Annotated in this window: 22 protein-coding genes and 2 pseudogenes; 11 read left to right on the forward strand and 13 right to left on the reverse strand. The window is 58.7% G+C overall.

All coding sequences use genetic code 11. From position 1 onward, the window contains the following. Positions 1-98: 98 nt before the first annotated feature. Positions 99-569, reverse strand: coding sequence for a Cys-tRNA(Pro) deacylase (ybaK, locus tag ACN0RV_RS11185; protein WP_417347681.1), 471 nt, complete (start codon positions 567-569; stop codon positions 99-101). A 564-nt stretch (positions 570-1,133) separates the two neighbouring features. Between ybaK and ACN0RV_RS11190 the strand changes: the two genes are divergently transcribed. Then, complete coding sequence (locus tag ACN0RV_RS11190) at positions 1,134-1,976, forward strand: substrate-binding domain-containing protein (protein WP_417347682.1); 843 nt, start codon at positions 1,134-1,136, stop codon at positions 1,974-1,976. 161 nt (positions 1,977-2,137) lie between these two features. Continuing rightward, on the forward strand, positions 2,138-2,779 hold the full coding sequence (locus ACN0RV_RS11195) for a UPF0149 family protein (protein WP_417347683.1): 642 nt from the start codon (positions 2,138-2,140) through the stop codon (positions 2,777-2,779). 76 nt (positions 2,780-2,855) lie between these two features. On the opposite strand, the gene ACN0RV_RS11200 is transcribed toward ACN0RV_RS11195, so the two are convergent. The 6 genes and pseudogenes from ACN0RV_RS11200 to ACN0RV_RS11225 form a co-directional block, all read right to left on the reverse strand. Next, positions 2,856-3,761 carry a LysR family transcriptional regulator gene (locus ACN0RV_RS11200; protein ID WP_417347684.1) on the reverse strand — a complete coding sequence of 302 codons (906 nt, stop codon included), beginning with the start codon at positions 3,759-3,761 and terminating at the stop codon, positions 2,856-2,858. A 120-nt stretch (positions 3,762-3,881) separates the two neighbouring features. Further along, complete coding sequence (locus ACN0RV_RS11205; protein ID WP_417347685.1) at positions 3,882-5,036, reverse strand: GGDEF domain-containing protein; 1,155 nt, start codon at positions 5,034-5,036, stop codon at positions 3,882-3,884. Between the two features lie 240 nt (positions 5,037-5,276). Further along, positions 5,277-6,584 carry a cation:proton antiporter gene (locus ACN0RV_RS11210; protein WP_417347686.1) on the reverse strand — a complete coding sequence of 436 codons (1,308 nt, stop codon included), beginning with the start codon at positions 6,582-6,584 and terminating at the stop codon, positions 5,277-5,279. Positions 6,585-6,784: 200 nt separating this feature from the next. Beyond that, positions 6,785-7,069 (reverse strand): annotated as a pseudogene (gene rplY, locus ACN0RV_RS11215) (50S ribosomal protein L25); the annotation flags it as partial. Between the two features lie 116 nt (positions 7,070-7,185). Next, the gene (locus ACN0RV_RS11220; protein WP_417347687.1) at positions 7,186-7,728 is read right to left on the reverse strand and encodes a DUF882 domain-containing protein; all 543 of its coding nucleotides are present in this window, start codon (positions 7,726-7,728) and stop codon (positions 7,186-7,188) included. 146 nt (positions 7,729-7,874) lie between these two features. Next, positions 7,875-9,329, reverse strand: coding sequence for a L,D-transpeptidase family protein (locus ACN0RV_RS11225; protein ID WP_417347688.1), 1,455 nt, complete (start codon positions 9,327-9,329; stop codon positions 7,875-7,877). Positions 9,330-10,046: 717 nt separating this feature from the next. Between ACN0RV_RS11225 and ACN0RV_RS11230 the strand changes: the two are divergent. Continuing rightward, positions 10,047-10,340: pseudogene (locus tag ACN0RV_RS11230) on the forward strand (HU family DNA-binding protein); the annotation flags it as partial. A gap of 53 nt (positions 10,341-10,393) precedes the next feature. On the opposite strand, the gene ACN0RV_RS11235 reads toward ACN0RV_RS11230, so the two are convergent. Both ACN0RV_RS11235 and ACN0RV_RS11240 read right to left on the reverse strand, forming a co-directional pair. Then, the gene (locus ACN0RV_RS11235; RefSeq protein WP_417347689.1) at positions 10,394-10,897 is read right to left on the reverse strand and encodes a hypothetical protein; all 504 of its coding nucleotides are present in this window, start codon (positions 10,895-10,897) and stop codon (positions 10,394-10,396) included. Beyond that, the gene (locus ACN0RV_RS11240; RefSeq protein WP_417347690.1) at positions 10,890-11,648 is read right to left on the reverse strand and encodes a winged helix-turn-helix domain-containing protein; all 759 of its coding nucleotides are present in this window, start codon (positions 11,646-11,648) and stop codon (positions 10,890-10,892) included. The genes ACN0RV_RS11235 and ACN0RV_RS11240 overlap by 8 nt, the downstream gene beginning before the upstream one ends. 421 nt (positions 11,649-12,069) lie before the next feature. On the opposite strand from ACN0RV_RS11240, the gene ACN0RV_RS11245 reads away from it, so the two are divergent. From ACN0RV_RS11245 to ACN0RV_RS11255, 3 genes are all read left to right on the forward strand, one after another. Continuing rightward, positions 12,070-12,873 carry a cytochrome c3 family protein gene (locus tag ACN0RV_RS11245; protein WP_417347691.1) on the forward strand — a complete coding sequence of 268 codons (804 nt, stop codon included), beginning with the start codon at positions 12,070-12,072 and terminating at the stop codon, positions 12,871-12,873. 17 nt (positions 12,874-12,890) lie between these two features. Continuing rightward, positions 12,891-13,385 carry a hypothetical protein gene (locus ACN0RV_RS11250; protein WP_417347692.1) on the forward strand — a complete coding sequence of 165 codons (495 nt, stop codon included), beginning with the start codon at positions 12,891-12,893 and terminating at the stop codon, positions 13,383-13,385. 123 nt (positions 13,386-13,508) lie between these two features. After that, entirely contained in the window at positions 13,509-14,474 is a 966-nt protein-coding gene (locus ACN0RV_RS11255) for a LysR family transcriptional regulator (protein ID WP_417347693.1), read from the forward strand. 79 nt (positions 14,475-14,553) lie between these two features. Here ACN0RV_RS11255 and ACN0RV_RS11260 read toward each other — a convergent pair whose 3' ends face one another. From ACN0RV_RS11260 to ACN0RV_RS11275, 4 genes are all read right to left on the reverse strand, one after another. Continuing rightward, positions 14,554-16,326, reverse strand: a complete 1,773-nt coding sequence (locus ACN0RV_RS11260) for a DUF885 domain-containing protein (RefSeq protein ID WP_417347694.1) — start codon at positions 16,324-16,326, stop codon at positions 14,554-14,556. 57 nt (positions 16,327-16,383) lie between these two features. After that, positions 16,384-17,016: a protein-methionine-sulfoxide reductase heme-binding subunit MsrQ gene (msrQ, locus tag ACN0RV_RS11265; RefSeq protein WP_417347695.1), complete on the reverse strand. Its 633-nt coding sequence runs from the start codon at positions 17,014-17,016 to the stop codon at positions 16,384-16,386. After that, complete coding sequence (gene msrP, locus ACN0RV_RS11270) at positions 17,016-18,035, reverse strand: protein-methionine-sulfoxide reductase catalytic subunit MsrP (protein ID WP_417347696.1); 1,020 nt, start codon at positions 18,033-18,035, stop codon at positions 17,016-17,018. The genes msrQ and msrP overlap by 1 nt, the downstream gene beginning before the upstream one ends. A 95-nt stretch (positions 18,036-18,130) precedes the next feature. Further along, positions 18,131-19,105 carry a LysR family transcriptional regulator gene (locus ACN0RV_RS11275; RefSeq protein ID WP_417347697.1) on the reverse strand — a complete coding sequence of 325 codons (975 nt, stop codon included), beginning with the start codon at positions 19,103-19,105 and terminating at the stop codon, positions 18,131-18,133. A 252-nt stretch (positions 19,106-19,357) separates the two neighbouring features. Here ACN0RV_RS11275 and rmuC point away from each other — a divergent pair, with 252 nt between their 5' ends. From rmuC to ACN0RV_RS11300, 5 genes are all read left to right on the forward strand, one after another. After that, the gene (gene rmuC, locus ACN0RV_RS11280; protein WP_417347698.1) at positions 19,358-20,677 is read left to right on the forward strand and encodes a DNA recombination protein RmuC; all 1,320 of its coding nucleotides are present in this window, start codon (positions 19,358-19,360) and stop codon (positions 20,675-20,677) included. Between the two features lie 32 nt (positions 20,678-20,709). Next, positions 20,710-22,599: a transglycosylase SLT domain-containing protein gene (locus ACN0RV_RS11285; RefSeq protein WP_417347699.1), complete on the forward strand. Its 1,890-nt coding sequence runs from the start codon at positions 20,710-20,712 to the stop codon at positions 22,597-22,599. Positions 22,600-22,669: 70 nt separating this feature from the next. After that, positions 22,670-23,575, forward strand: coding sequence for an AAA family ATPase (locus ACN0RV_RS11290; RefSeq protein ID WP_417347700.1), 906 nt, complete (start codon positions 22,670-22,672; stop codon positions 23,573-23,575). Next, the gene (locus tag ACN0RV_RS11295) at positions 23,572-24,486 is read left to right on the forward strand and encodes a DUF58 domain-containing protein (protein ID WP_417347701.1); all 915 of its coding nucleotides are present in this window, start codon (positions 23,572-23,574) and stop codon (positions 24,484-24,486) included. The genes ACN0RV_RS11290 and ACN0RV_RS11295 overlap by 4 nt, the downstream gene beginning before the upstream one ends. After that, positions 24,476-26,437 carry a transglutaminaseTgpA domain-containing protein gene (locus tag ACN0RV_RS11300; protein WP_417347702.1) on the forward strand — a complete coding sequence of 654 codons (1,962 nt, stop codon included), beginning with the start codon at positions 24,476-24,478 and terminating at the stop codon, positions 26,435-26,437. The genes ACN0RV_RS11295 and ACN0RV_RS11300 overlap by 11 nt, the downstream gene beginning before the upstream one ends. Positions 26,438-26,460: the final 23 nt, after the last annotated feature.

A 26,460-nucleotide genomic window follows, 5' to 3' on the forward strand; every position in this document is an offset into this window, starting at 1 on the left:
TACGGATACCGGGACAGCGACTACTTCTTCCTGAAGATACGAGCCGCTTTTCCCGGTAATGCGCGATGAACCTTTTTTATTGGGCAGTTGCCGGAGACTTAAGCCGCTCCCACTGATGCGAAGCTGCCTCCGGTGAGCTTCAGCAGATCCCCCGGGGCCAGCTCAATCTCCAGGCCGCGACGGCCGCCGGAGACACAGATGGTGTCAAAGGCCTGAGCCGAAGCATCCAGCACCAGCGCCAGACGCTTCTTCTGACCCAGAGGGCTGATGCCACCCACCACATAGCCAGTGGCCTTCTCGGCGGCCTTGGGGTCCGCCATCGCCAGCCGCTTGGCCTTTACCGCCTTGGCCAAAGCCTTAAGGTCCAACTGACCGGTCACCGGTACCACCGCCACATAGAGTTTGCCTGCATCGTCTGCAGCCAGCAGGGTCTTGAACACCCGAGCCGGATCCTGCCCCAAGGCTTCGGCGGCCTCCAGGCCGTAGGAGGGGGCATTGGGGTCGTGCTGGTACTGATGAAGCTGGAAAGGCACCTTGGCCTTCTTGGCGGCGTTAACGGCAGGGGTCATGAAATCTCCAGAATTCGGGTCAAGCCAAGCAGTATGCCACAAGAGAAAAATGGCCACTGTGATCTTCTGCTCCCCACTGCTCAGGGCAAACACCCGCAGCTCCAGTAGAGACATTTTGTCCTGCCTGGGTGTCATTAGAAGTAATTTGATTTTTTCCAATGATTTACACCAAGACACTGATCACAATTCGCCCGCAATCGAATTGAAGAACTTTGCCATATTGCCAGACTGGCGCCATCAGTTTCTTAGGGGTCGAGACACCTATTTGCTGGCTGAACCGTCCGGCCCCACTTTTTTGATGCTACCCAGTCGCTCCGGCCGGCTGAGCTGGTGCAAACCGGTTCAGCTGGCCACCTCCGCCAGCATTCACACCCCATTTCCCGATTCGGCCAAATTGTCCCTACCCCTTTGTCACTTTTGGTCATTTCACTCCATTGGGTGGATTTTGTGTTGATCCAGCTCCAGGGAACACAAAAAGCCATTTGCCGAAAAGGTGAGGTAGATCAACCATGTTCTCCACATTCCCATCGGCACTGCCGGCAGTGCCCCATAAACGGAGTCATCATGATCAAAAGAGCAGTCACCCTGGGCCTGGTTTGCCTGGCCGCCCTCCCTGCCCACGCCACTGAGTGCAAAGCCAGCTACGGAGCAGGCGAAGTCAGCTTCCGGCTGGCCACCGGCAGCCCGGGCGAGCTGGGCCTGCTGAAGGCGCTGGCCAGCGAGTTCAATGCCACTCATGACAGTCGCCTCTGCTGGGTCAAGGCAGGCTCTGGCAAGTCTCTCTCCCTGCTTAAGCAGGGTAAAGTCGATATGGCCATGGTTCACGCACCGGCGGCAGAGAAGAAAGCGGTTGACCAGGGATGGGCAACCCAGAGGACTCTTATCGGCAGCAACGAGTTTTATCTGGTGGGGCCCCAAGCGGATCCCGCCAGAGTCACAGACGCCACCTCCATCAAAGAAGCCTACAGCAAGGTGGCGGACAGCCACTCCCTGTTTCTCTCCCGCGGAGACAACTCAGGCACACACAAGAAGGAGATGATGATCTGGGGTCTGGCACAGAAGCAGCCTGACGGGCAGTGGTACAAGGTCACCCATGAGTTTATGCGGGCGACACTGCGCCAGGCCAACGGCCAGCACGGCTACTTTATGACCGACAGCTCCACCTGGGTAGCAGAGAAAGCCAAGCTTAAAGAGTTGAAGGTACTGTTTTCCGGCGACCCCATCCTGGTGAACACCTACCATGCCCTGAGAGGGGTTAAGGGCGATGCCAAGGCGCTGGAGATCTCCCGTCAGTTCATTGAGTTTGTTGGCTCTGACGCTGGGCAGCAGATCCTCACCAACTATGGAAAAGCGCAGTTCGGCGATGCCATGTACACCGGCATCAGTGACAGCCGGGAGCATCACTGATCGCCATCTGCTGATCTGCCGGGGGGCGATCGCCCCCCGGATTTTCATCCGAAAAAACGAACTAATTTTTCCTAACCTTGCGCCAGAGCATTAAAATGGCAGTGAACAACTGGCATTATCAGCCCTCTTCCTGAGACGTTACCCACCGGGCTCGAACGCAAATGAATGAAAAATTGACCAAATCCGACGAGAAGCAACTGGCGAAAACCCTGGATGACGCTGCCCAGTACGGTGGCATGACCCTGATGCAGAGCCGCGGCTACCTGGCTCATCTGCACTGCTTCCCCAAGACCATCGATCCCGGCGTCTGGAGCGCTCACATTGCCAACACCAAGCCGGAGCAGGAGCTGTGGCCCTTCGAGAACAAGGTGATGGAGCAACTGTTTGCCCTCTATAACCAGCTGCACACCGAGGTGGTGGAGCGAGGCGAAGTGCTCTCCCCCAAATGCCTTCCCCTGCTGGACGACCTGAAACAGAGGGAGGTTCCCATGGACCTGCGCCACTGGTGCGCCGGCTTCCTCACCGGTTTTGCGGTACTCAAGGAGAAATGGCAGGAGATCTGCACTCCCGAACAGTTGGAAGAGGTGGAGTCCTGTTGCCAGTTTATGGGCTACCTGGCCACCCTGGGCAGCGAAGAGGAGCACGCACTGGCCTGGCGCAACGGCGAAGATCCCGATCCTGAGCAGTTGGTCGCCACCATCGAAGAAGCGATGGCCTACATGCACGGGTGGAGTCAGATGGAGCTGGATGAAGAAAACAATCCGGTCAATGCCATGGTCAACCCTGAGCTGGGCAGCCACTGACAACGCCTGTCTTAACATGAAAAACGGCTACTTGAGGTAGCCGTTTTTTATAGGTTGGCCAGAAAGACGCTTTCCCTTATACCGGCATCCGCTTCAGGGCATTGCGCTTCAGGTACTCCACCAAGAACTGCATCAGAGCTCGCTGCACACCGGGCAGGAAACGCTGGGCCGGATGAAGAAGCCACACAGGCACCGCCGCCGGCTCATAATCGCTGAGAATCGGCTGCAGAGCGCCAGTATCAAAGGCCCGCCACAGCTGAAAATCCGCCAACTGCACCACCCCCCGGTCCGCCTGGGCCTGAGCCCGGATACAGAGGCTGTCGTTGCTCTCGAAATCCCCATCCACCTTCACCGGGATTCTGTGGCCCTGGTCCTGATAGAGCCAGGATCTGGGGGTACGGTGAACATTGTTGATCAGGCAGTTGTGCCGGGTCAGATCCGCCGGGTGCTGGGGCACACCGTTGAGGGCCAGGTAACCTGGGGAAGCACCGGTCAACATGCGCATGGTGGTCAGCTTGGTGGCCACTAACCCGCTGTCCGGTTGTTTACCGGTGCGGATGGCAAAATCATACCCCTCATCCACCAGATCACACTGACGGTTGAGCAGTTGCAATTCGATGGCCACACCGGGATGCTCCCGGCCAAACTCCGCCAGGGCCGTAGGCAGAATCGACTGACCAAAGAGTACTGGGGCCACCATACGTATGGTGCCAGCCAGGCCATCGCCGGTTTGCGTGCTGCCATAGAGCCCGTCCACCTCTTTGCAGATGGACTCCATCTTCGCCAGGTAACGCTGCCCTTCGTCAGTCAGACGCACGGAGCGTGTGGTGCGCTGCAGTAGCTGCACGCCCAGATGACGCTCCAGTTCACTGACCTGCCGGCTCACCGCCGACGGCACCAGATTGAGGGAGGCTGCCGCCGCGGAGAAGCTCTGCTGCTCCAGGACGGCGCGAAATATCCGTATCGATTTAAGTAGATCCATCGTTGCCAGAATCAGAATAATTAGTGGAAAGCCAAGTCTCTATTCACATTTTGGACTCAATTCATCTGGCATGGCAATAGCGGGGACCGAATTATCTTGCCCTAAAGGGCGGGTGTGAACTCAGAGAGAGAGCGACAGTCGGTCTACAGCCCAACAATCTCTTCCCTGCGACTTGGCATGATAGAGGGCCTGGTCGGCCTTCCGGTACAGTGAGGCGGCGGTGTCCTGCTCACGCCACTCGGTAATACCGATGCTCAGGGTCACCCTGTCCGAGGTGATGGAGTTGGGGTGAGGCAGGTTGAGCCCTTCCATCGCCTGCTGCATCCGCTGAGCCATCACCTTGGCGCCCTCCATATCCGTGCCTGAAAGGATCACCGCAAACTCCTCTCCCCCTACCCGGCAGAAGACATCGGTTTGACGGGCCATCAGGGCAGAGAGAGCACTGGCCACCAGTTTCAGGCCCTTGTCTCCCTGATCGTGCCCCAGGGCATCGTTGTACTGCTTGAAGTGGTCAATATCCACCAGCATCAGTGAGGTGGGTATTTCGAAACGTCGTGCGGACGCCACCCCATCGGAAAGAGCCTGATCGAAGCCACGGCGATTCATTACCTGAGTAAGAGGATCCAGAGTGGTCTCCCGCCTGAATCGCTCCAGCAACTCCAGACTCTGACTGTGCCGGTCCAGCCCAAAGAAGTACCAGCGACTCAGGTAGAGTGAGGAAAGAGTGATCAGCAAGGGAAATTTCAGCACCGCCAGATAGTAGGTCACCGACTCGAAGCCGGTGTGCAGCAGAGTCAGGTAGGCGTACGCGGCCAGTATGATGCTGCAACTGAGGAACATCATCAGCCTGGAGGTGTACCAGCCGATCACCACGGTCAGGCAACCCAGCATGAATATCTGCTTAGACGATTGGTACTCCCCCCAGCTCTCCACGATATTGATGGACACCAGGCTCCAGACCAGACCAACCAACAACGCCATGAAGATGCGGATCGGCTTTCCGACCTCGCCGGTGTGATTGACCAGATAGGCTGCCACAGCCAGCACCAGCAATGAGATCAATACCTGAGCCATCGCCAGCAGGCGGGTCAGTGGCAGAGGCTGGGGAGGGTGCTCCCAAAGGTTTACGAAGAACAGCAGTTGCACCAGCAGGGTCGAGAAGATCACCCACAGGGTACCCTGACGCAGGTGTTTTTGCTGCATCAGTTGTATCACTTCGGGGTAGTGGCTCTGGCTCATTGGCACCTGCTCTGGCTTAAGGGACAGCTGACACACCGCTGGCGTCCTCCTACTATCCCCAAATAAGGGCAGTTATTGTACACGAAGCAGATTCAAGTGTGTCTTCAGCTCGCCCTAAAAAGGCGCTAATTTATGCAGAAAAAACCGCTTTATATCTTCCAAAGAGCAGGGTATCCATCGGTCTGCGGATTTCCCAGCAGAAGCTCACACCAGCTTTACCTGGGCGCTACCCTGAAGAAACCCCGCCGCAGCATTCAGGGCACAATGTCGCCATCATCAAGCCACCTCGGCCTGAGTGTCGGCGTAGTCCCGGTTAGCCTCCCAGTCATTGGCCCGATTCAGCAGAGGCGCTATGGTTGAGCCCTGTACCAGAATGGAAAACACCACCACCGAATAGGTCATCACCAACAGGATTTCGCGAACATCTATCCCCTTGCTGGCCACCACCACCACACCAGAGGGCACCGACATCGCCATGGCCAGCGCCAGACCGCCTCGCAATCCCCCCCAGGTCAGGATGGTCACCGACAGCGGGTTGTACTGGCGGAACCGGGCAAATCCCAGGTAGCAGAGGCGAACACTCAGGTAGCGGGCCGCCAGCACCACAGGAATGGAAACCACCATCAGAATCCAATCCTCCTGATGGAAAGTAAAGGTCAGCATGGCCAGGCCAATCAGCAGGAACAGCACGCTGTTGAGGAACTCATCCACCAACTCCCAGAAACTGTCCAGGTGCTCCCGGGTTTCGGTGGACATGCCGGTATGGCGGGTCCAGTTGCCAATGATGATGCCGGACACCACCATGGCCAGAGGACCAGACACCTCCAGGGCACTGGCGAGCACATAACCACCGGAGGGGATACCCAGAGTCAGCAGCAGTTCCATGGAGTGATCGTCGGTGGAACTGATCAGGGTATGAAACAGCAGGCCTAAGGCCAAGCCGTAGAGAATCCCACCCAGGGCTTCACGAATAAACAACTGAGTGATCCCGCTCAGGGTCGGCGCCTCACCGCCGAAGGCGATGGCAAACAGAGTGACAAAGAGCACTAGGCCAAAACCGTCATTGAACAGGGATTCGCCCTCAATCTGCACACTGATCTGCTCTGGGGCCTTCATCTTCTTGACGATGGCCAACACCGCAATGGGGTCGGTAGGAGAGATCAGGGCACCGAACAGCAGGCAGTAAACCAGATCGAACTCCACCCCGATCAGGCGGAAAAACTGCCACAGCGCTGCGCCGATAATCAGGGTGGAGATCAGGGTTCCGGCCAGTGCCAGAGTGGCGATCTCCCACTTCTGCGCCTTAAGGTTGGGCAGCTTGATCCCCAGGCCGCCGGCGAACAGCAGAAAGCCCAGCATGCCGTTGAGCAGGAAGGTTTCGAAATTGATGCGATCGATCGCCTCGGCCGCCACACTCTTCAATGAAAACCAGCCGGTCTTACCGGCGATGACGATAACCAGTGAGAGCATGAGAGCGCCGGCGGTAATGGCGATGGTCATCTGCAGTCGCCCCACCTTGCTGTTGATAAAGGCGATCATCATGGCAAGGGCTGCCAGGGTACATAGCGTGGCATACACCGTCATCGAACTCTCCTTATCCGCCACGCCTGTGGCATCACTTCCATTCACGAGGGGATGGGATTGTACCCAAAACTCACTCTATTTTAGTCGCCTGGAAAAAGAGAGTCAGATCACAGTTGTAAAGCATCCGAAACGGAGTGGGAGAGCGACAGGCACAAAAAAAGCGCCCCTGGGGGCGCTTCTTTCAAGCCTGCGCGGGATTAAACGCGCTTAAAGTCGATGTGGGTAACTTTAGGCTTGTAGGGGTGACGCTGCATGTCCTGAGCCTTCACCTTAACGGCTTTGCCATCGATGTTGATGGTCAGCTCGTCAGTGTAGAAGTTTTCGTTTTCCTGGGCTTGCAGGATTACGTTGTGCTCCAGCTCGATAGCAACGGCTTCTTCGCTGCCGCCGTAGATGATGGCGGGTACTTTGTCAGCATGACGCAGGCGGCGGCTCGCACCTTTCCCCAGGTCAGTACGTACAACAGCATTAAATTCGAAAGACATAGTTATTACCTTCAATGTCAGAAAAATTAATGCCACTGCTTGCGACCAGCAGTGGCACCTTACAAAAAGCGGACGGAGTCTACCATGACCGGCAGAGGATCACCAGCGCCCCGTGATCACCATTGTCTTACCCGACCGGTGTCCACATGGACAAAGCCTGACTTGGGATAATAACCCACCCCGCCCCGCTTCAGTGACAAAGCCGCCTTTCTCAGGTCGGAGAGTTCCACCCCCGGAATGGCGATGTCTATGGCCATACCTTTCATATGGTAGCTCTTCTTCGCCACCTTGGAGGACTTTCCGGCCAGCATGGCGTTGGTCTTGGGGCTGCGATAGCCTGAGATGATCTCGATACGCCGATCGGTATCCAGTACCCGGGTCAGGTCATGCAGGAGCTCATAGAGACCGTTATCCATAGGGATAGCCTCACCGGTGCGATGATCCCTGAGCACCTGGTTGAAGGCGTCCAGGGCAGACGGATCGTATTGGCTTGGAGTCCAGAAGGTGTGGCTGGTGCTCTCACCTGTATGGCGATTGTAAAAACTCAGGCGCTTGGGGGCAGCAAGGCTGGCATGAGCCGTCAAAGGCAGCTGGCTCAATACAGCCGCGGCACCAATCCCCATAAGAATCTTGCGTCTATTGTTATCAAAAGCGGTCATTCAGCGGTTCCAGTACAGCCATATAAAGAGGCCGGCTAAGGTGCCGGCGCCACCAAACTAGCGGCTATAATTTGTACTGGCAAGAACCAAGATTTGTGCTAACACTTCGATAGAAGCAATAAGGTCTTGAGAATCAGTCCCCTTTATCAGTCGAAAGTCGATCTCATCGCAATGGCGTTTTTGTGATCCGCATCACCATCCTGATGATAGATATCCCTGCGATAGTGAGCTACTCCATCCGCAGCGACCCAGGCACTCCAATACACCATGTACACCGGCAACGGACGCTTTAACCTGAACCATCGTGTCTCCCCCAATCCCCGGGCATGGTTAAATCGCTTCAGGTCCACCTCTCCCTCGAAAGCCAACTGGCGAGCCAGAAGATCGGCGCCCTCTACCCTGACACAGCCTGAGCTCAAGGCTCGCCGGGAGCGGTCAAACAGCTGCTTCTCCGGGGTATCATGCAGATAGATCGCCTTGCTGTTGGTCAGGTGGAACTTATATCGTCCCAGGGCATTTTCGTCCCCCGGGCGTTGAGACAGGCGGTAGGGAAAACGTCCACTGGCAGCCTGCTGCCACTGTTCGGCAGAATACTGGACCTGCTCTCCCTGCCGGTCATAGACAACAAACCGCTGCTTGGCGAGGTAGTCGCCACTCAGTCGGATCTTGGGCAGGAGATCCCGCCAGATAATGGAGCGGGGCACATTCCAACTGGGATTCACCACCAGGCTCACCACCTCGGTGGTCATTCTTGGGGTGCGCCTGCTGTTTCGCCCGACAATCACGCGGCTACTGAATCTCTCCCCTTGCGGGGTGATCCAGCGCAGTCGGTACTCAGGGATGTTTACCAGCAGATAACTCTCGGCGAATCGGGTGCGGTCATGCCACTGCCTCAGGGTGTTTCTAGCCAGTCTCTGCGCCCGAACTCTGGGAGCGGCCCTGAGCCAGGCTCGGGTTCTTGGCCCCACGACTCCGTCGGCAGCCAGGCCATGGCGGCGCTGAAACCTCTGCACGGACAGGAGCAGATCTTCATCATAGTGGACGTCGACTCGCTGGCCATCGTAGTCTCCCAACTGTTTCAGTACCCAGCGCAGTTCGACAACCTGAGGATGACTGTCGCCGGGCTCCAGCAGAGGCGCGGAGTCGAACTCCGGCCATGAAAAAGCCTCGAGCGCCATCAAATGGGCCACCCGTTGGCGTGCAAGACGATACTCATGGGCATCCGGGGTCAGTGCCCTGACCCTCTGCGCCATCCTTCCCTGACTCGCCGCCTTCAGCAGAGGGTACTCCCCCCCCTCAGATGCCATCAACAGAAATGGTGCCTCTCCCAGACCATCATCGCCCAAGGGGCGCCCACTCAACTGGAAGTTAAACTCCTCTATCAACTGGAATCCGAGCAACAGCAGCCTACCCCTCTCCTCCACGGGCAGATTGGGCGAATTCAGATTTTGATACAAAGAGTGAAACTGGGGGGAGACATTGGCCGCGGACAGGAAAGCCAACTGCAGGGTGAGCTCTTCGGCAGCTTGCTGCTGGTCCTCAACCGCTTTCCACAGGGGCATGGGCTGAGCAGCACACCCCAGTGTCCAGAATATCAGCATCAAGCAAAGCCGCTTAACCAAAAGCTGCCTCCTTATCTCGGTAAGGACGGCGTAAGTCAATCACGCCCCACAATAAAATCAGACCAGAGTTTTTTGTGCCCTGTTTCAACAGGGGTAAAGATAAGTATGGCAAGCCTTTGGCAAAGGCTGGGAGAAAATCGCTTCTTAAGCAATCAGAGGATTGATTTAGTTAGCGCATTTTACGAGGGGCTCAACAAGGCAAAAAAAATGCCCCCGGAATGAACATCTGGGGGCCAGGGGTTTCAAGGTCAAAACAATAACGAGAGAGCATGTTTGCCCGTTGCTTTGCACTTTAGTGCAGTGAGATTGCAGTCCTATGACAACACTGGCCGATTTTTCATCGCCCACAGCCGGATCAGGATCACGACTGACCGCCACGGCCAAAAACCGATCACACCAGACACACTCAACCAAACAAAATAATCATCTAATATCAGCAACTTAACCAATAGAAAGCGGATCCCCAACCCGATTCTCCGACCTCCTCTCCTTTTTCGCCCTTGCCGTGAGCCAGTTCACAGCAAACATGCAACAAACCTCATACACTTCAAAGCGTTTAATGTTCCCAAGCATGTCATATTGCGCTGTCCTATTTAGGGTAGCGCTTTCTTTTGCCCCGAATCGAATAAAGGGGCACCAGTCAGCCCCGTCACCGTCGATTCAGCGACAAAATTCAGGTATAAAGCCGCTCCTGCGCATCAACCTGAGAGACCCATGAATCGGAAACAATTGATTCAAACCATGGCGGCCCGCAGCGGCCTGAACCAATCCCAATGCCAAGCCAGCCTGTCCCAACTTCTGGACACCATAGCTCAAGCGTTGCACGAAGGTGAGAAGGTCTACCTGCCCAAACTCGGTGTCTTCGAAGTTCGTCACCACCTGCCCAAGAGCGGTCGCAACCCCATCACCGGGGAAACCATAGAGATCCCATTCCGATCCAGTGCCGCCTTCCGCCCCAGCGATGCCTTGAAGGTCGCCATCAAGGGCTAGCCCCATACGAAAACGCCGTCCCTAGGGACGGCGTTTTCATAGGGTGTCAGGCCTTACTCAATAACACTGCAAGCGACCACAGAGTTGGAGGGTTGAATGAAGAACAGCCAATACCCCTGAGCCAGCTCCCTATCCAGAACGCGAATGGTCAGGTTGTGGGAGCCCAGGTTGGACAAGTTGCTCTTGGTGAAACCGCTCATGTACTGCATATGGTTGACCCTGGCCTCCGACCCCTTAAACAGCCGGGTATCTACCTTATTGATGGCCAACTCATAGACCTCATCAAAGAAGCTGGCACGGGACACCTGACCGGTTAGATTGATGGTGGAGTGAGGCTCCCCTTTAAGATCAAAATAACGCAAGTTCATGCTGGCCCTGTCATCCTGAAGCACCACATCCGCAATCAGATAATGCTCACTTTCCCCCTGTCCCTGTACGTCGTAGAGCTCATTACGGCAGTTGAAGGTCAAATCCAGCGCACTTCTCTGACCCAGGGGGACCAGAATGATCAGGGTGACCAGTATGGTCGCCAATAGAATCACAACAGCTCTAATCACAATCAAACTCCCGTTTCAGCCATTGTGGATCAATGAACCTCGGGTGAATCCTAAAGTCGCTGATCTTGATGTTGCGTACCTCGCCGCTTTGCCCCTGGCGAACCAGAGTCACATTCAGCAGTTGCCTGTCATGGGAGAGAGCCAGATGAATCTCATCCCAGGGGAAGTAGACACAGCTAGAGAGGTGGCCAGTCAGGCTGTCAGCATAATCGGTGACCTCCTTAAGATTGGACTGGGAGCTGGTGGTGATAATGACCCTCATGCTCTGTCCCGACTCATTGCTTATCTGACTGCTTCTCTGAGTCAGGGGAGAGGAGGACCACTGGGCGCTAAGCATCCAGAAAAGAGCCGCCATCAGTCCTCCAACCACCATCAGTTGCCAGGCAGGTGTCACCCTGGGTCGATCTACCCCCATGGCACAGGGCATCAACGGAGAATCGGTCTGCACCTCTGGCAACTCCTCGACCACCAGTTGATAGCCCTCTTTAGGCACAGTATGGATATAACTGGCCTCAGGCTCCCCCAGTGCCTGCCTTAAGGTACAGATCGCCTTGACCACGGCAGACTCTCGGATGATGGGGGTCTCCCCACTGCCGCAGCTCAGCCTGTGCTTGCTCAGGGTTTCACCCCGATGACGCAGCAACTGAGATAGCACCAACACCTCATTGCGCTGCAGTGCCTTGCGCTCACCGGTGGCTATCTCCTCCAGGCAGGCCTGGTCCTCCAAAAATTGATATTGTCCTAACTGCATAATGTGTCGAGCTTTCGAGCCCCATGCCCCTCCAGTTACAGCAAGAATAGCGGGCCGGGATCAATTACTCCCTGTCCTCATCTCTCTTTGACCTCTAAATGTACCCAACCCGCTTGAGCGACAATACCGCCGAGATGGGCGAGTGTGATTCTTTTCACACTCCTTCCTCTACCAAAACACAGCAGTAATACCCAACCCCCGAGAACAGACAGAATAAACCACCAGCACACTGGGTCCAAATGGCGAAATATCTGGAATCACAAACATTCCCTACCTGAAGACACCGCTCCTGCCGAAGCCGGATTCCAGGAAGGTATGCCGCGAGATTCCTCACATCATCAAAGCGACCGGATTTCTAGCATGGTTCCCGAAGCCGCTGATGACGGCAATTGAGAAAAAACCACATTTCGGGGAAATGATGATGAGTATGCACCGTAGAGACGCACTAAAGAACATTATTGGCATCACCTCCTGCGCCGCTGGCGCCGCACTGGTGCCCGGCATCGCCAATGCCGCTGATGACTGGGTGCTCAAGCCAGGAGAGAGATTGGCCTACGCCCGACTGGATCCCGCAGAGGTGGCCGCCCTGGCCTTTCAGGACAACGTGAAGGCCGCTGGCTGCATGTATCAGGTGTTCCACGCCCTGGTAACCTCCCTGGCCAACTCCGACAGCCCGGATGCCGCCAAATGGGCCCAGATCCCTACCGCCCTGTCCGTCTTTGGCGGTGCCGGGGTGCTGTATCAGGGCACCATCTGTGGCTGCAACAACGCCATCGGCATGCTGTACAACATCCTTAAGATCAATGGAGAAAAACCCCACTCCCTGGAGCAGATCTCCGCTTACTACTCGCAAATGCCCCTGCCCCGCAATGACCAGACGTTTCTGGATGCGGTGGGCTACTCCATGGAGCAGTTTGACGAAGAGATCAAAGTACAGACCGAGGCCCACAGCCTGCTGTGTCACGCCTCCCTGACCCGTTGGAGCAAGGCCGCCGGCATCCCCATCTCCAAGAAAGCCAACCGTTGTACCCTGCTCTCAGCCTCCATCGCCTGGCGCGCCGTGGAACTGCTGAACATGGAGTTGGATGGTGAGGACCTGCACACTGCCCCCGGAGACTCCGAGGTGATCACCCAGTGCCAGAGCTGCCATACCCATGAAGACACCTTCCCCACTTCCGTCAGGGCATACCACATGGAATGCGACTCCTGCCACGGCGACAACTGATCCACCAGGAGCAACCTATGAAACGTTCACTCTTAGCCCTGTTGCTGACCAACCTGGTATTGGCCGGTTGCGGCAGTGACAGCAACAACGACGCCTCTGTGCCCCCAGTTGAACCCGAGGTACCGGTTGAAACCATCCCTGTGGAGCAAGCCACCAGCATCCAGGTTCTCAACCCAGAGGCTGAGGGGGTCACTGGCCAAGTGACCTTTGAGCTGGCCACCGAGGTCGGGGTGGCCATCACAGGCCTGAAACAGGCCTCTCTGGCTTACGTAGGCTTCCCGGTCTCCAAGCAGTGGGACCACATCACCGATACCATGGGACTGCCCTGGCACCAGGCACAGACCTTTGGCTGCGATGATGACTCCTGCACCATCGACATTGAGGAGATCGCTCCGGGCAGCTATGCCCTGACGCCCAACGAATTTCAGTGGGTCAGTGAACCTGTCAGTGTGCGCACCGCCCTCACTCTGGCCGGTCAGCCACCAGTCTGGATAGAGTCGACCCTGCCCTGATAGACCATCGCCAGGTCCCCTGAGGCTCTTGCCCCCGGGACCTGGCTAGCCTTCCAACCCCGCACAATCCACGCCCACAGTAACCAGCACGATTGACTCAGCAAGCCCAAAGGTAGCCATCCTATGTCCCTAAGTCCGGAGAACCTCAGCGATCTCACCCTGTTCAACATCAGGGTATTTGTTCGCCTCTACCAAACCACCAACTCTCAGGCAGTCGCGGATGCCCTTCAGGTTCACCCATCCAAAATAAGCCGCACCCTGGCCTCACTGCGAAAGTGCTTTGGCGACCCTCTGTTTATCCGGCGTCAGTATGGTTTCGAGCCAACCGCCATGGCTGGCAGGATCTTCCCGGAGATGGAGGTCCTGGTTCAGGGCGCCACCGCCCTGGCCGAGCACCTGGAGTCCGGTTGCCACCAGCGGCCAAAGCTGGTGCTCTGCGTCCCTGCTCCCCTCAGGGCAGGGTTGACCCAGCACCTCTATCAGGCGTGTTGCAAGCAAAGGAGCGACATCGAGCTTGTCACCCGCACCTGGAGCGGACGGGTGATGGAGGAGATGCAATCAGGCAAGGTCGACATTGGCGTGTTCTATGGCGCGAGAGGCTATCCCAGGTTGGGCAGTGAACTTGTTGCTGAGAACCGCACCGCCTATCTGGTGGGCGGTGCCCAACATGAGGTATGGCAAAAAGGGCTCCTCACCGCCGAGGAGATCATCAGCCATCCTCAGATCCTGCTTGAATTGGCGGGTTTCAATGACCGGGAGGACCCCCTTGTACGGGCCGCCCGCTCCCTGAATCTGCCCGTCCCTCCCCGGACCCGGCTCGACAGTCTGGCGGAGTTGGCGGAGATGGTGGTTCACTCCTCCCATCTGGCCCTGATCTGTGGCAGTCAGGCAGTAGACTTTCTTCGCTCCATCCAGGGGGTTCGGGTTCAGAGGCTGCCGGAAGAGGTGCGTCAGACCCTGCGTACCCCCGGTCTGGGGGACCGAAGCGTCGGCTTTCATATGGTCCAACGCCTCGGCCACACCGCCCCCGCCTGGCTGCTGGACTCCTTGCGACAGTTCATTCAGACCGCCACCGAGATGAAGGAGTAGGGCCTGCGGCAACTTAACCCTTGATTAAGGAAAACGACAGAAAAAATCCGGCCACCTGGGCCGGATTGTCTGCGTCTGACTACTGCATCAGCTGGCGGATATACTTCACCGGCGATGAGCCGTAGCTCAGGAAGGTCTCGTGGAATCGCTGCAGGTCAAAGTTGTTCCCCTGCCTGGCCTTCTGCGCTTCCCTCAGGTCGTAGATCTCGCGGAAGCCTGAGTAGTAGGAGGTCAGCTGCACCTGGCTAAGGGTGGCACGGCGCCACTTCTGCTCCGCCTCCTCCTGCTGCTGGAACGCACCGCCCACCATATGGGCCAGGGCCTGTTCGCGGGAGATCCCCTTCACCTGAATCTCATAATCGAGAATGGTGTTGGTGATCACCCTCAGGTTCCACTTCCAGTACATCAACCACAGTTCAGGCTCGAAACCGCCGTAGCCCTGCTCCAGCATCACCCGCTCGGCATACACCGCCCAGCCCTCGATCATGGCGCCATTGCCAAACAGGCTCTTCACCAGGCTGGGGGACTCGTTGGAGTAGACCAGCTGGGTGTAGTGACCGGGGATCGCCTCATGGATGTTGAGAATCTGCAGGATCCAGTGGTTGTACTCCCTCAAATAGCTCTCCGCCTGCTCGTCGGTCATGCCATCGAGCGGCGTCACGTTGTAGTAGGTGTTCGCCTGCTTATCGTAGGGCCCCGGGGCCGAGATGGAGGCACCGGCAAAGCCGCGCATGTAGGCGGGGGTCTCACGCACCACCAGGGGCTTGGTGGGATCCAGGGTCACCAGCTGAGTCTCATTGACAAACTGCACCAACTCGGGGATCTGTTTGCGCACCTCGGCAACAAAGTCTTCCCGCTTCACGTGGCGGGCGGACAGGTGATCCACCAGCTCCCGGACCGCCTCCAGATCGTCCACCGGCATCCCCTTACCAGGGAAGTACTTGGGCCACAGCTGCTGGGTGATGGTGATCATCTGTTTCTGGGCCTGATCCCGGTCCGCCAGCGCCTTCTCATACAGCTGTTTCGCGGTCATCCCCGCCTGGATATCCAGGGCAAACTTCTCCTCATAGAGGGTTTCACCGATGCGGAAGGAGCGCGGGCTGCCCTTCTTCAACTGGGCCACCTGGGCTTCCAGCCAGCCGATGTGGCTCTGAATCGCCTGCTTGGCCACGAAGAAACGTTCCTGGAACAAGGCTTTGTCGCTGTCACTCAGGCCAGACTCCATCGCCTGAGTCAGCATGGCGTTGGAGAAGACGCTCAGTGCCCCGCGGTTTTGCAGCAGCGCCAGTTCGGTGTGCTCCAGGGTGGGGTTGTTGATGTTCTCCCGAGCGGCGCGGTAATACTCAGGCACCATCTCCATGCGGCCGAGAATCGCCGTCAGCCGGGTTTCCAGGGGAGCATAGGGCTCATTCATCAGCCGGGCAAAGGGACCGGCCACATTGTAGTTGGCGGGGTTCCATTGCCAGGATTTGAATCTGCTGTTCTCCCACTCCATCTTATCCAGCACATTGGTGATCAGGGCCAGATCGATACGGGCACCGGCGGTCATCTCCACCTGGCTGAAGGGGGCCAGTTGGACACGCCACTTGGCCACAAATTGGGCATCGCGCAAACGGCTGTCGCTGTCTGGGATCACCAGCTGATCCGCATAATCGTAAAAGCCACTGTAGAGGGCCCAGGTGGGAGAGTGGCGCCACAGGTCATCCACAAAGGACTGACTGACGGCATCAAACTTCTGGGCCTGACACTCGGCCAGACAGGGGGGCGGGATCAATTCGGCGGTGGACTGGCTCTGGCAGCCCGCCAGCCCAAGGCTGGCCAGCAGTGCCAGGGCGGCAACTTGGGTTTTCATGGTTCACTTCCCTGGTGGATTGAGTGTGGCAAGTAAACCAGAAAAGCGGGGCTGCTGTCAGCCCCGGTTTAAGCCGCGGTTAAAGTTGGTAACAATTTGTTGGTACAACACTATTCGCTTGCGACGCCAGGCCAGCAGCCCCAGACAGGCCAGCAGATAGAGCGCGGGCTCATACCAGCCCGACTTCACCGACCACCAGAAATGCACCGGCGCCAGCAGCGCCGCCAGATAGACCCAGTTGTGCAGTCTCTGCCAGCGGCGCCCCAGGCGGCGCTGCATGGCGCTGGTGGAGGTCATTGCCAGGGCTATCAGGATCAGCAGTGCCGCCATCCCCACCAGGATGTAGGGGCGTTTGACAATCTCGCCGAGCAGCAGTTGCACATCCCCCAGCAGGTCCAAACCGAGAAACGCCGCCACATGCAGCAGGGCATAGGCGAAGGCCCACAACCCCACCAGGCGACGCACCCGCATCAGTCCTCCCATCTTCAGCCCCTTGGCCAGGGGGGAGACCAGCAGACTGAGGATCAGGCCGTGAATCGCCCCCATCCCCAGGAAGTGGATCACGTACTGCACCGGGTCGCCGCCGGCGGCCCCGGCCTGCACCGCCAACCACAGATAGGCCAGAGGCAACAGGAAACCGAGATGCAGCAATGTCTTCAGGGCCAGAATCCGGCCTCGGGTCAACGTCATCAATACCAGCGCCTCAGATTCAGGTCGGTGTACATCTGAGCCACGTGCTCTCCATAGCCATTGAACATCTCCGTGGGGATCCGCTTGGCGGACAGCAGGCCTCCGGCGCCAATGCGGCGCTCACTGGCCTGGGACCAGCGGGGGTGGTCCACCTGCGGATTGACGTTGGCGTAGAAGCCATACTCATGACTGGCCAGCAGATTCCAGGTGGTCGGCGGCATCTTCTCCACCAGCTTGATGCGCACGATGGATTTGATGCTCTTGAAGCCGTATTTCCAGGGCACCACCAGGCGGGTGGGGGCACCATTTTGCGGAGGCAGCGTGCGGCCGTAGAGTCCCACAGACACCAGGGTCAGCGGGTTCATCGCCTCATCCATGCGCAGCCCCTCCACATAGGGGTAATCAATACCGCCGCCAACAAAACGGGACGCCTGTCCGGGCATCTGCTTAGGATCATAGAGGGTTTCAAAGGCGACGTACTTGGCCCGGCTGTTGGGGTTGGCCCGCTTAATCAGCTCTGCCAGAGGAAAGCCCAGCCAGGGGATCACCATGGACCAGGCCTCCACGCAGCGAAGGCGATAGATGCGCTCTTCCAGGGGCATGGAGCCAATGAGCTCCTCCACATCCAGGGTCAGGGGGTTATCCACCTCCCCATCGATGGTCAGGGTCCATGGCCTGGTCTTCAGACCCTGGGCATTTTTCACCGGGTCTGTCTTGCTGGTACCGAATTCATAGAAGTTGTTGTGAGTGAGGATCTTCTCCTCCGGCGTCAGCTCGTCGGTAATGCCGTAGTTGCGGCTGACGTCGAAGGCAAGGTCCCGGCGGGGCGCCAGATCGACACTCTCGCTCTCCGGCTTCAGCCAGTCCAGCAAACCAGCCTGAACATTCAGTGGCAGGCTGGCACTGATGGCGCCCAGTCCCAGGGCTTTGGCGATCTTACGCCTGGCCCTGAACACCTCCTCCGGGGTGACATCGTTCTCTCTGTGCTTATCCCACGCTTTTCTGGCTAAGTACTTCATCCACACACTTCTTTACTCTTGGGTTAACCAATAAGACCCAGGAAGGCCCCATATGATTTCACCCTGTTTCAAGAAAAGGCAGCCTAAGTACCGGGTTAACCCTCGTAGTTTCGCTTGACGAATTGAGTCAGTGCCTCGACCAACCATCCAGGACAGAGGCTGGGATTGTTGCAATGCAGGTAGACCCCCAGATTGCTGGAATTGCCACTGAACAAACTGTGCAACTTGCGTCTCAACAAACCCGGCATGGTAAAAGCCACAATGTTGCCGTGCGTCTCCAGATAGTCCTGACTGCCCCGGCCACCGATAATGGAGTACGCCCTCCCCTCCTGAAGAATGGCCACCAGGTCCGATAAAGATGACACCCTGGCCTCAATCTCCAGTTTTCTGCCCATGGCATTGGCGTAATCCTCCATGGGGTCACGCCCTTCGTTGAAGGAAGGCAACTCATTCACCACGAAAGGGTAATCCAACATAGCCAGGTGCAATTCGGCCTTTCTTTGCCAAATGGGGTGATCTTTTACGGCGACCACCATCGGGTTGTTGTTGTAACAGATGAGCCTTGATTCGACATTCTTCCTGGGTTCAAACCCATAGTAGAGGGCCATATCCACCTGGTTGCTGTCGTTTGGCGCCACAGACTCTGTGCCACCTGTTACCACAGCGATATCCAGTTTCTCCCCCCTGGCTTCCGCCAGGGTACGCAGGTGTTTCAACAACCCCTGGCTCAGGGCTGTCGGGGTAGAGATCCTGATCTTGGCATTGGAGTTGGCCGCTTCCGGCTGCATCAACTCATGGGGCATCTCCTTGGCCATCTCCAACAAAGCGTCCGCCCTGGGATAAAGGCGCATCGCCAGTGGGGTAGGTTCAAAGCCACGTTGCCGACGCACAAACAGAGGGTCATTAAAGGTGTCCCGCAATCCACTTAGGGTTCGGCTCACTTTGGAGGGCAGGACATCCAGGGATTCAGCCACCTTATTGGAGTTCATCTTCTGACTGAGAAGCACAAAGACTTCCAGATCAAACAGACTGAGTCGCCTCAGTCGGCGCCAGGTCAATATGTCGTTCATGGCCACCTTCAGCCTCCTGGTATAAGAGGCTGTATAGTTTGCCATGATCATCATGCTCACAAGAGATAATGACGAAAAAATTTCAATGTGTGATAGCGAAGACATTCCCTATGCAATCATTGGAATTTCCATTTTGCAGAAACTGCAACGTACTCAGCAGGCTGCTTTTGCACCGCTTAACGGCTCGCCCCTTGATAGCGCCGCATCCCGGTGCCACCCTAGGCGTCATCACTCCTTGAGAATCAAACTGCTATGACTCTGGACCCCCTTACCCTGGGCCTGCTGGCCCTCGCCGCTCTGCTGGGACTGATTCTGGGCTGGGCCCTGCAACTCGGTCCCCGTCGACGTGCGGAACAGGACACCACTGCCCTGGAGGTCACCGCGGCCAACCAGCGAGAGCAACTGGAAAAATTGGAATCCCAGCTGCAGGAGAAGGAGACATTTCTCAACGACCTCCACGGCGCCCTGGCACAGAGCCGGGCAAAGGAGGAGGGCATGCGTCAGCAAATGCAACAGGCGCTGCAAAGCGAAAAGCGGCTGAGCATGGAGTTTGAGAACCTGGCCAACCGCATCTTCGACACCCAGAGCCGCCGCCTCACCGAAGCCAACAGCAACCAGCTCGGCGCTGTGCTCAACCCCTTGCAGCAACAGCTGGACGGTTTCCGCAAGCAGGTGCAGGAGAGCTACACCAGCGAGACCCGCGAACGTTTCGCCCTGAAGCACCAGTTGGAGGATCTCAAGGCCCTCAACCTACGGATGAGTGAAGACGCCCTCAATCTGACTCGGGCCCTCAAGGGAGACAACAAGGCGATGGGTAACTGGGGCGAGGTGGTACTTGCCCGGCTGCTGAGCCAGAGTGGTCTGCGCGAGGGTCACGAGTACGATACTCAGGCCGCCCTGAAGCAGGAAGATGGCAAACGCTATCAACCCGATGTGGTGGTTCACCTGCCTGACGACAAGGACGTGGTGATCGACTCCAAGGTCTCCCTCGTAGGCTATGAGCGTTTCTTCAATGCTGAAGAGGGCGCTGAACGTGAACAGGGGATGCGCGAACACCTGGCCAGCATCCGCGGCCATATTAAAGGGCTGGCAGAGAAGGATTATCACAAGCTGAAAGGGATCCGCACCCTGGACTATGTACTGATGTTCATCCCGGTAGAACCGGCCTTCATCGCCGCCATCGAGTCGGACCCTGATCTGGTTAATTTCGCCCTGGAGCGGAACATTTTGCTGACCAGCCCCACTAACCTGATGGTAGCCCTTCGCACCATCAACAACCTGTGGCGCTTCGAGCATCAGAGTCGCAATGCCCAGGAGATCGCCAATCAGGCAGGCAAGATCTACGACAAACTGGTGGGCTTCTCCGATGATCTGCTCAAGGTGGGAAGAGCTCTGGAAACCGCTCAGGGCAGCTATGACAAGGCGGTCAACAAGTTCTCCTCCGGGCGTGGCAACCTGCTGCGTCAGGCGGAGCAGATGAAACAGCTGGGCGCCACCACCAGCAAACAGCCTCAGGCAACTCTGCTGGAGGACGCCCTCAACCCGACTCTGGACGAGGCGGCCGGGGAGTAAAGGGCGAGTTGGAAACGAACAAGGGAGGAGCGATGGGTTGGATTGCCCGGACGCTGGTACTGGTATCGGCTCTGCTGAGCGCCCACACCTGGGCCACAGCGACGCAAAGAGACGCCTTCGAACAGGCGATGAATGCCATCGAGTCCGGAAACCAGGCTGAGTACCACCTGCTGAGAAAACAGCTCAAGGCCTACCCCCTGGCCCCCTATCTGGAGTTCGAGTATCGCACCACCCAGATGAGTAAGCTGACCACCCAGCAGGCGGTGGAGATCCTGGCCAACCTCTCCAATACCCCCCTTTACGACAGCTTTAAACACCGATTCCTGGTGCAAGCCGGCAAACGCAAACGCTGGGAGAGCTTTGTGGCCATCAGCCCCCAGCCGCCGAGAAGCACCGAGCTCAAATGCTACTACTATCGCGCCAAGCGCACCCTGGGCGAACCAGAAGTGGCCTGGGACGGCGCCGACCAGCTGTGGCTGACACCCAAAAGCCTGCCGGAGGCCTGCACCCCACTGTTGAAAAAGTGGCGCAAGGCCGGGCGAAGAACCAACGAACTGATATGGCAGCGGATGTTACTGACCTTCGACGCTCGTCAGGGGCAGCGGCTGGCCTACCTCAACACCCTGCTCACCGGGGAGTGGAAGAGCCGCGGCGAGCGCCTGGTGCGCCTCTATCGCTACCCCAGAGAGGTGCGCAACCAGGGCCGCATCAAGCGCTACCCCCAGGCGCCGCAGATCGCGGCGGTGGCCCTGAAGCGTCTGGCTCGCTCAGACGCCGGTTACGCTCTCAAGCAGTACTTCAACTGGCAGGGAGAGCTGGGAGAGCAGGAAACCCAGGTACGACGGGAGATCATCCGCCGCGCCCTGGGTGACAACATCTGGACCCCGCAGCTGGCCTTCCTGATGGAACAGTTTCCCGAGGATGACCTGATCATCCGCCGCACCCGCCAGCTCATCGGCAATGGTGACTGGGCACAAATCAACCTGTGGCTCTCCCGAATTCAGGATGTGGAAGCAGACGACTGGCGCTACTGGCGCGCCCGGGCGCTGGAAGAGCTGGGACTGGAACAGGAAGCGATGGCCGCCTACCGGGAACTGGCCAAGGAGCGCAGCTACTACGGCTTCCTGGTCTCCCAGAGGCTGGGGTTGCCCTACAGCCTGAACACCACCCTGCCCAGCCCATCGGCCCAGGCCGGTGACAAGGTGACTCAGCTGCCCGCCCTGCTGCGGATCACCGAGTTGATGGCCCTGGACAGACTGCCCGAGGCCCGGGCCGAATGGCGCTGGCAACTGCTCAGGGTCACCAAGGAGGAGCAGCATGCGCTGACAGCCCTGGCCGATGAGATGGGCTGGCACTTCCTGACCGTTCAGGGCACCATCACCGCCAAGGCCTGGAACGCCATCCCCTGGCGCTTTCCCGCCGCCTACAACGACGAGTTCAACCGTCAGGGCAAGCGCTGGCAACTGGACCCGGAGCTGCTGCGGGCCATTGCCCGGCGGGAGAGTGCCCTCTACCCCAGGGCCCGCTCCGGGGCCAACGCCTATGGCCTGATGCAGCTGCTGCCCTCTACCGCCAAAGAGACCGCCCGGCGCATCGGCACCTCCTACCAGGGGCGCAGCCAACTCTATGACCCGGGCTACAATATCCGTCTGGGCAGCGCCTACATCAACCAGCTGCTGGAACGCTATGAGGGCAACCGCATCCTGGCCACTGCCGCCTACAACGCCGGCCCCCACAGGGTCAGTCGCTGGCTGAAGCGCTCCGACGGTAACCTGGCCACCGATCAATGGGTGGATACCATCCCCTTCAGGGAAACCCGGGATTACGTCAAGGCGGTGCTCAGCTATCAGTTGATCTACAACGACCTGCTGGGCACCCCCGGGTTGCTGCTCTCTGAAGAGGAGCTGAGCCGCCGTTACTGAGCCGACAGCGACTCACGGCACTGCAGAGCTCGACTATCCTTGATGGTGTGACAACCCCAAGGAGCGCAATATGGTGCAGAGCCTGGAGCCCGTTCTCGGCCAGTTGCAGCAGGTGGTGCTGGATAAACCCAGAGAGATCAGGCTGGCAATGGCCTGCCTGATCGCCCGCGGTCACCTGCTGATCGAGGACCTGCCCGGGATGGGGAAAACCACCCTGTCTCAGGCTCTGGCCACCACCCTGGGGCTGAGCCATCAGCGGGTACAGTTCACTGCGGATATGCTGCCGGCAGACCTCACCGGGTTCTCCATCTTCTCCCCGGAATCCCAGGAATTTCGCTTCCATCCCGGTCCCCTTTTCAGCCAGGTGGTGCTGGCCGACGAGGTGAATCGAGCCAGCCCCAAGACCCAGAGTGCCCTGCTTGAAGCGATGGCCGAACGCCAGGTCAGCTGTGACGGCACCACCCGTTCCCTGCCCGACCCCTTCTTCGTTATTGCCACACAGAACCCCCAGGAACAATCCGGTACCTTCCCCCTGCCCGAATCTCAGCTGGACCGGTTTATGATGAGGCTCAGCCTGGGATTTCCCAGCCTACACTCAGAAAAGCTGCTGCTGCGGGGCGATCACCTGGCAGACAGGGTCCGGGAGCTGCCCGCCCTGCTCAGTGCCACCGACCTTAGCCTGATGCAACAGCGGGCGGACGGCGTCGCCGTCGCCGAGCCTGTGCTGGATTACCTGCTGGAGCTGGTTCAGCACAGCCGGGATAATAATGAGGGCTTGCTGCCCCTATCTCCCAGGTGCAGCCGGGCGCTGCTGGCTGCCGCCCGGGCCTGGGCGCTGATGGATGGCCGCAGTTTTGCCGTGCCCGACGATGTTCAGGCTGTCTTCGCTGCCGTGGCCGGCCACAGGCTGGGGACCGGAGAGCGGGGCAGCTCCGGAGCACAGCAACTGCTGGAACGGGTAAACCCCATCCGATGAAGATCCCCAAATTCTGGCAGCCACCTGAGATCCAGGCCTCCCCCAATGCCCGCCTGGAACACAACGACATCCTGATTCTGCCCTCAAGGTTTGGCCTGTTCTACCTTGCCCTGGCAGGGGTGCTGTTTGTCTTTGGCTCCAACTACCAGAACAACCTGATCCTGATCCTCTCCTTCCTGATGTTCAGCCTGTTCAGCTCCTGCCTGCTGATCTGCTTTCGCAACCTGTCCGGGCTTTCCCTGAGGTTTCAGCCGGGCCGCTCCAGCTTTGCCGGCCAGCAGGTGGGGTTTCCCCTGGAGCTGGCCAGCGACAGAGTCCGTCACGCCCTGACCCTGAGCCTGGACAGAGGCGCCCAGCAACGGTTGCAGCTGCTGGCCACCCCGGGACAGCGCCTGGAGCTGGGGAAGCTAGGAAAACAACGAGGCAGGTTGCTGCCCGGCAGGGTTCGCGTCAGCAGCCACTATCCCCTGGGCCTGTGCCGGGTCTGGGCCCACATCCAACCGGAGGTGGGCTGCTGGGTCTGGCCCAGCCCGACGCCGCCCAATCAGTCGATACCGGCGGTATCTTCCCGGTCCCAGACCAGCCAATGGCAGGAACTGGATGGCCTTTGCCCCTGGCAGCCCGGCCACAGCCTCTCCCGAATGGACTGGAAGCAACTGGCCAGGCAGCGTGGAAAGATGCTCAAACAGTTCAACGATCACAGTAACGAGGCTTACTGGCTGGAACTCAACCCTGACCACGGCGAGCTGGAACAGCATCTGAGCCAGCTCGCCGGTGTGGCGCTGCACTGCCAGCAGCAGGGGGTCCCCTTCGGACTCAGGGGACCGCATATGGAGGTCGCGCCCGGGCTGGACGGCGACCACCTGATCAAAGTCCTGGACAGGTTGGCCGGGGTGCCCCATGGTCGCTGAATCCCCTCAGGCAACCCTTCGCCAAACCCTGGGATGGCTGCTGCTGACCCAGCAGATGATGGTGGTGCACCTGATTGGCATCCTGCCGGACTGGGCACTGGCCATCGCCAACCTGGCCCTGGCCTGGCGGCTGGCGATCTTTCTTGGAAAGGTCCCGCCTCCCCGTCCCATGCTGCTGTTTCTTATCTCACTCATGGTACTGCTGAGCCTGGTGCCTCTCTACCTGAGAGAGGGACTGGCCATCACCCTGTCGGTGATGATCGCCCTGGCCTACAGCCTCAAATCCCTGGAGGTGCGCTCCCGGCGCGATATTCTGGTGCTGACCCTGGTGGGATTTTTCCTGATTTCCCTCAGTCTCATCCCCCAGCAGTCGCCACTGAAGCTGGCTTCGGCCCTGGCTCTGTTCACCCTGAACATCACCGTACTGCTGAGCCTGCACAGCAGCGGTTCTGCCCGCAGCAACCTGGGCAACACCTTGCGCCTGGCCCTGTTCAGCCTGCCCATGACCCTGCTGCTCTATCTTCTGGTGCCCAGGGTAGACCCCCTCTGGCATCAAGGCATGCGCCCCGCGGCAGAAACCGGCCTGAGTGACACCCTCTCCCTAGGCGAGATTGCCGAACTGACTCAATCCACCGAGATGGCGTTCAACGCCAGCTTTGAACTACGACCTCCCCAGGAGCTGCTCTACTTCCGGGTGTGGATCCACAATCTCTATGATGGCCGCACCTGGCATGGCGCCCGCCCCCACCCTCTGGACGCCATCACCGCCACCCGGGCGGAAGAGGGCCACCTGTACCGAATCAGTCACTGGTATTCGAGTGGCCGGCTGCCCACATTGGCCATGAGTCAGGGGCTCTCCCCTGGCCTGCGCCCTCTGGGAGATGGACTGTGGCAAGGAAGGGGGCAGCAGGATCAGGTACTGAGCTGGCGCCCCAGGGCGGTACCGGCAGCGCCTCAGGCGATCGTCGACGCCCTGAACCTGCCCCCGTCGGGCAACCCCCGGGCCAGGCAATTTGGCGAGTCTCTTAAGGGGCTCAGCCAAAGGGAGATCGTCCATCGGGTGCTGCTCAGCTTCAGGGACAAGCCTTTTCATTACACCCTCTCTCCGCCAGCCACTGGCCCGGACGAGATAGACGACTTCCTGTTTGAAACCCAGGCTGGATTCTGCGGCCACTATGCCGGAGCCATGGTGTTCGTCCTCAGGGCCGCAGGCATCCCCGCCAGATTGGTCACCGGCTATCAGGGAGGACGATGGCTGGGCGAAAGCAACCGGCTTCAGGTGCGCCAACTCAATGCCCACGCCTGGGTGGAGTACTGGCTGCCGGCCCAGGGCTGGGTTCGCAGTGATCCCACCAGCATGGTGGCGCCGGACAGGGTGCAGATATTGGGGGAGCAGCGATTGGCCCAGTGGTGGGGGCTGACGGGCTGGCTCAAGGAGAGCGCGCCGGTACGCACCCTGGGCGCCTGGGCCGACAGTCTCAATGCCCTGTGGCATCAGCAGGTCAGTGGCTTTGACCGCCTCGGTCAGCAGCAGTGGCTGAGCCAATGGCTGGGGCGCCTCTCGGTTCAACACCTGTTGCTGCTGGCCGGGTCCATCATGCTCACCACCTTGCTGATTCACCTCAGGCTGGCCAGGATGCTGACCCCGCCTAAGCTGCCCGCCCTGGAGCTGCTACTGTGGCGCTGGCTGTCAAAGCGCCTGACCCGGCTCGGTGCCCGGCCCGGGCGCGCCACCTCTGTTTCCCAGCTGGTGAGCCTGACCCAAGATCATTGCCCGCAAGCCTCACGTCCGGCTCGCCTGCTGCAACGGCTGTTCTACCGCCTGCGTTACGCCAATCCCCCTGCGGGTCAGCGTCGGCTGCTGAGGCTGGCGATGTGGCGTCAGTTCCTCAAGCTGCGCCGGGCCCTGAAAGCCGAGGTTGATACAGGCTCTGCGATGGACATCAGCTAGGGTGGCCCGAGTGTCGCCGGCGG

Source organism: Ferrimonas sp. (assembly GCF_048263965.1).
Taxonomy (GTDB): domain Bacteria; phylum Pseudomonadota; class Gammaproteobacteria; order Enterobacterales; family Shewanellaceae; genus Ferrimonas.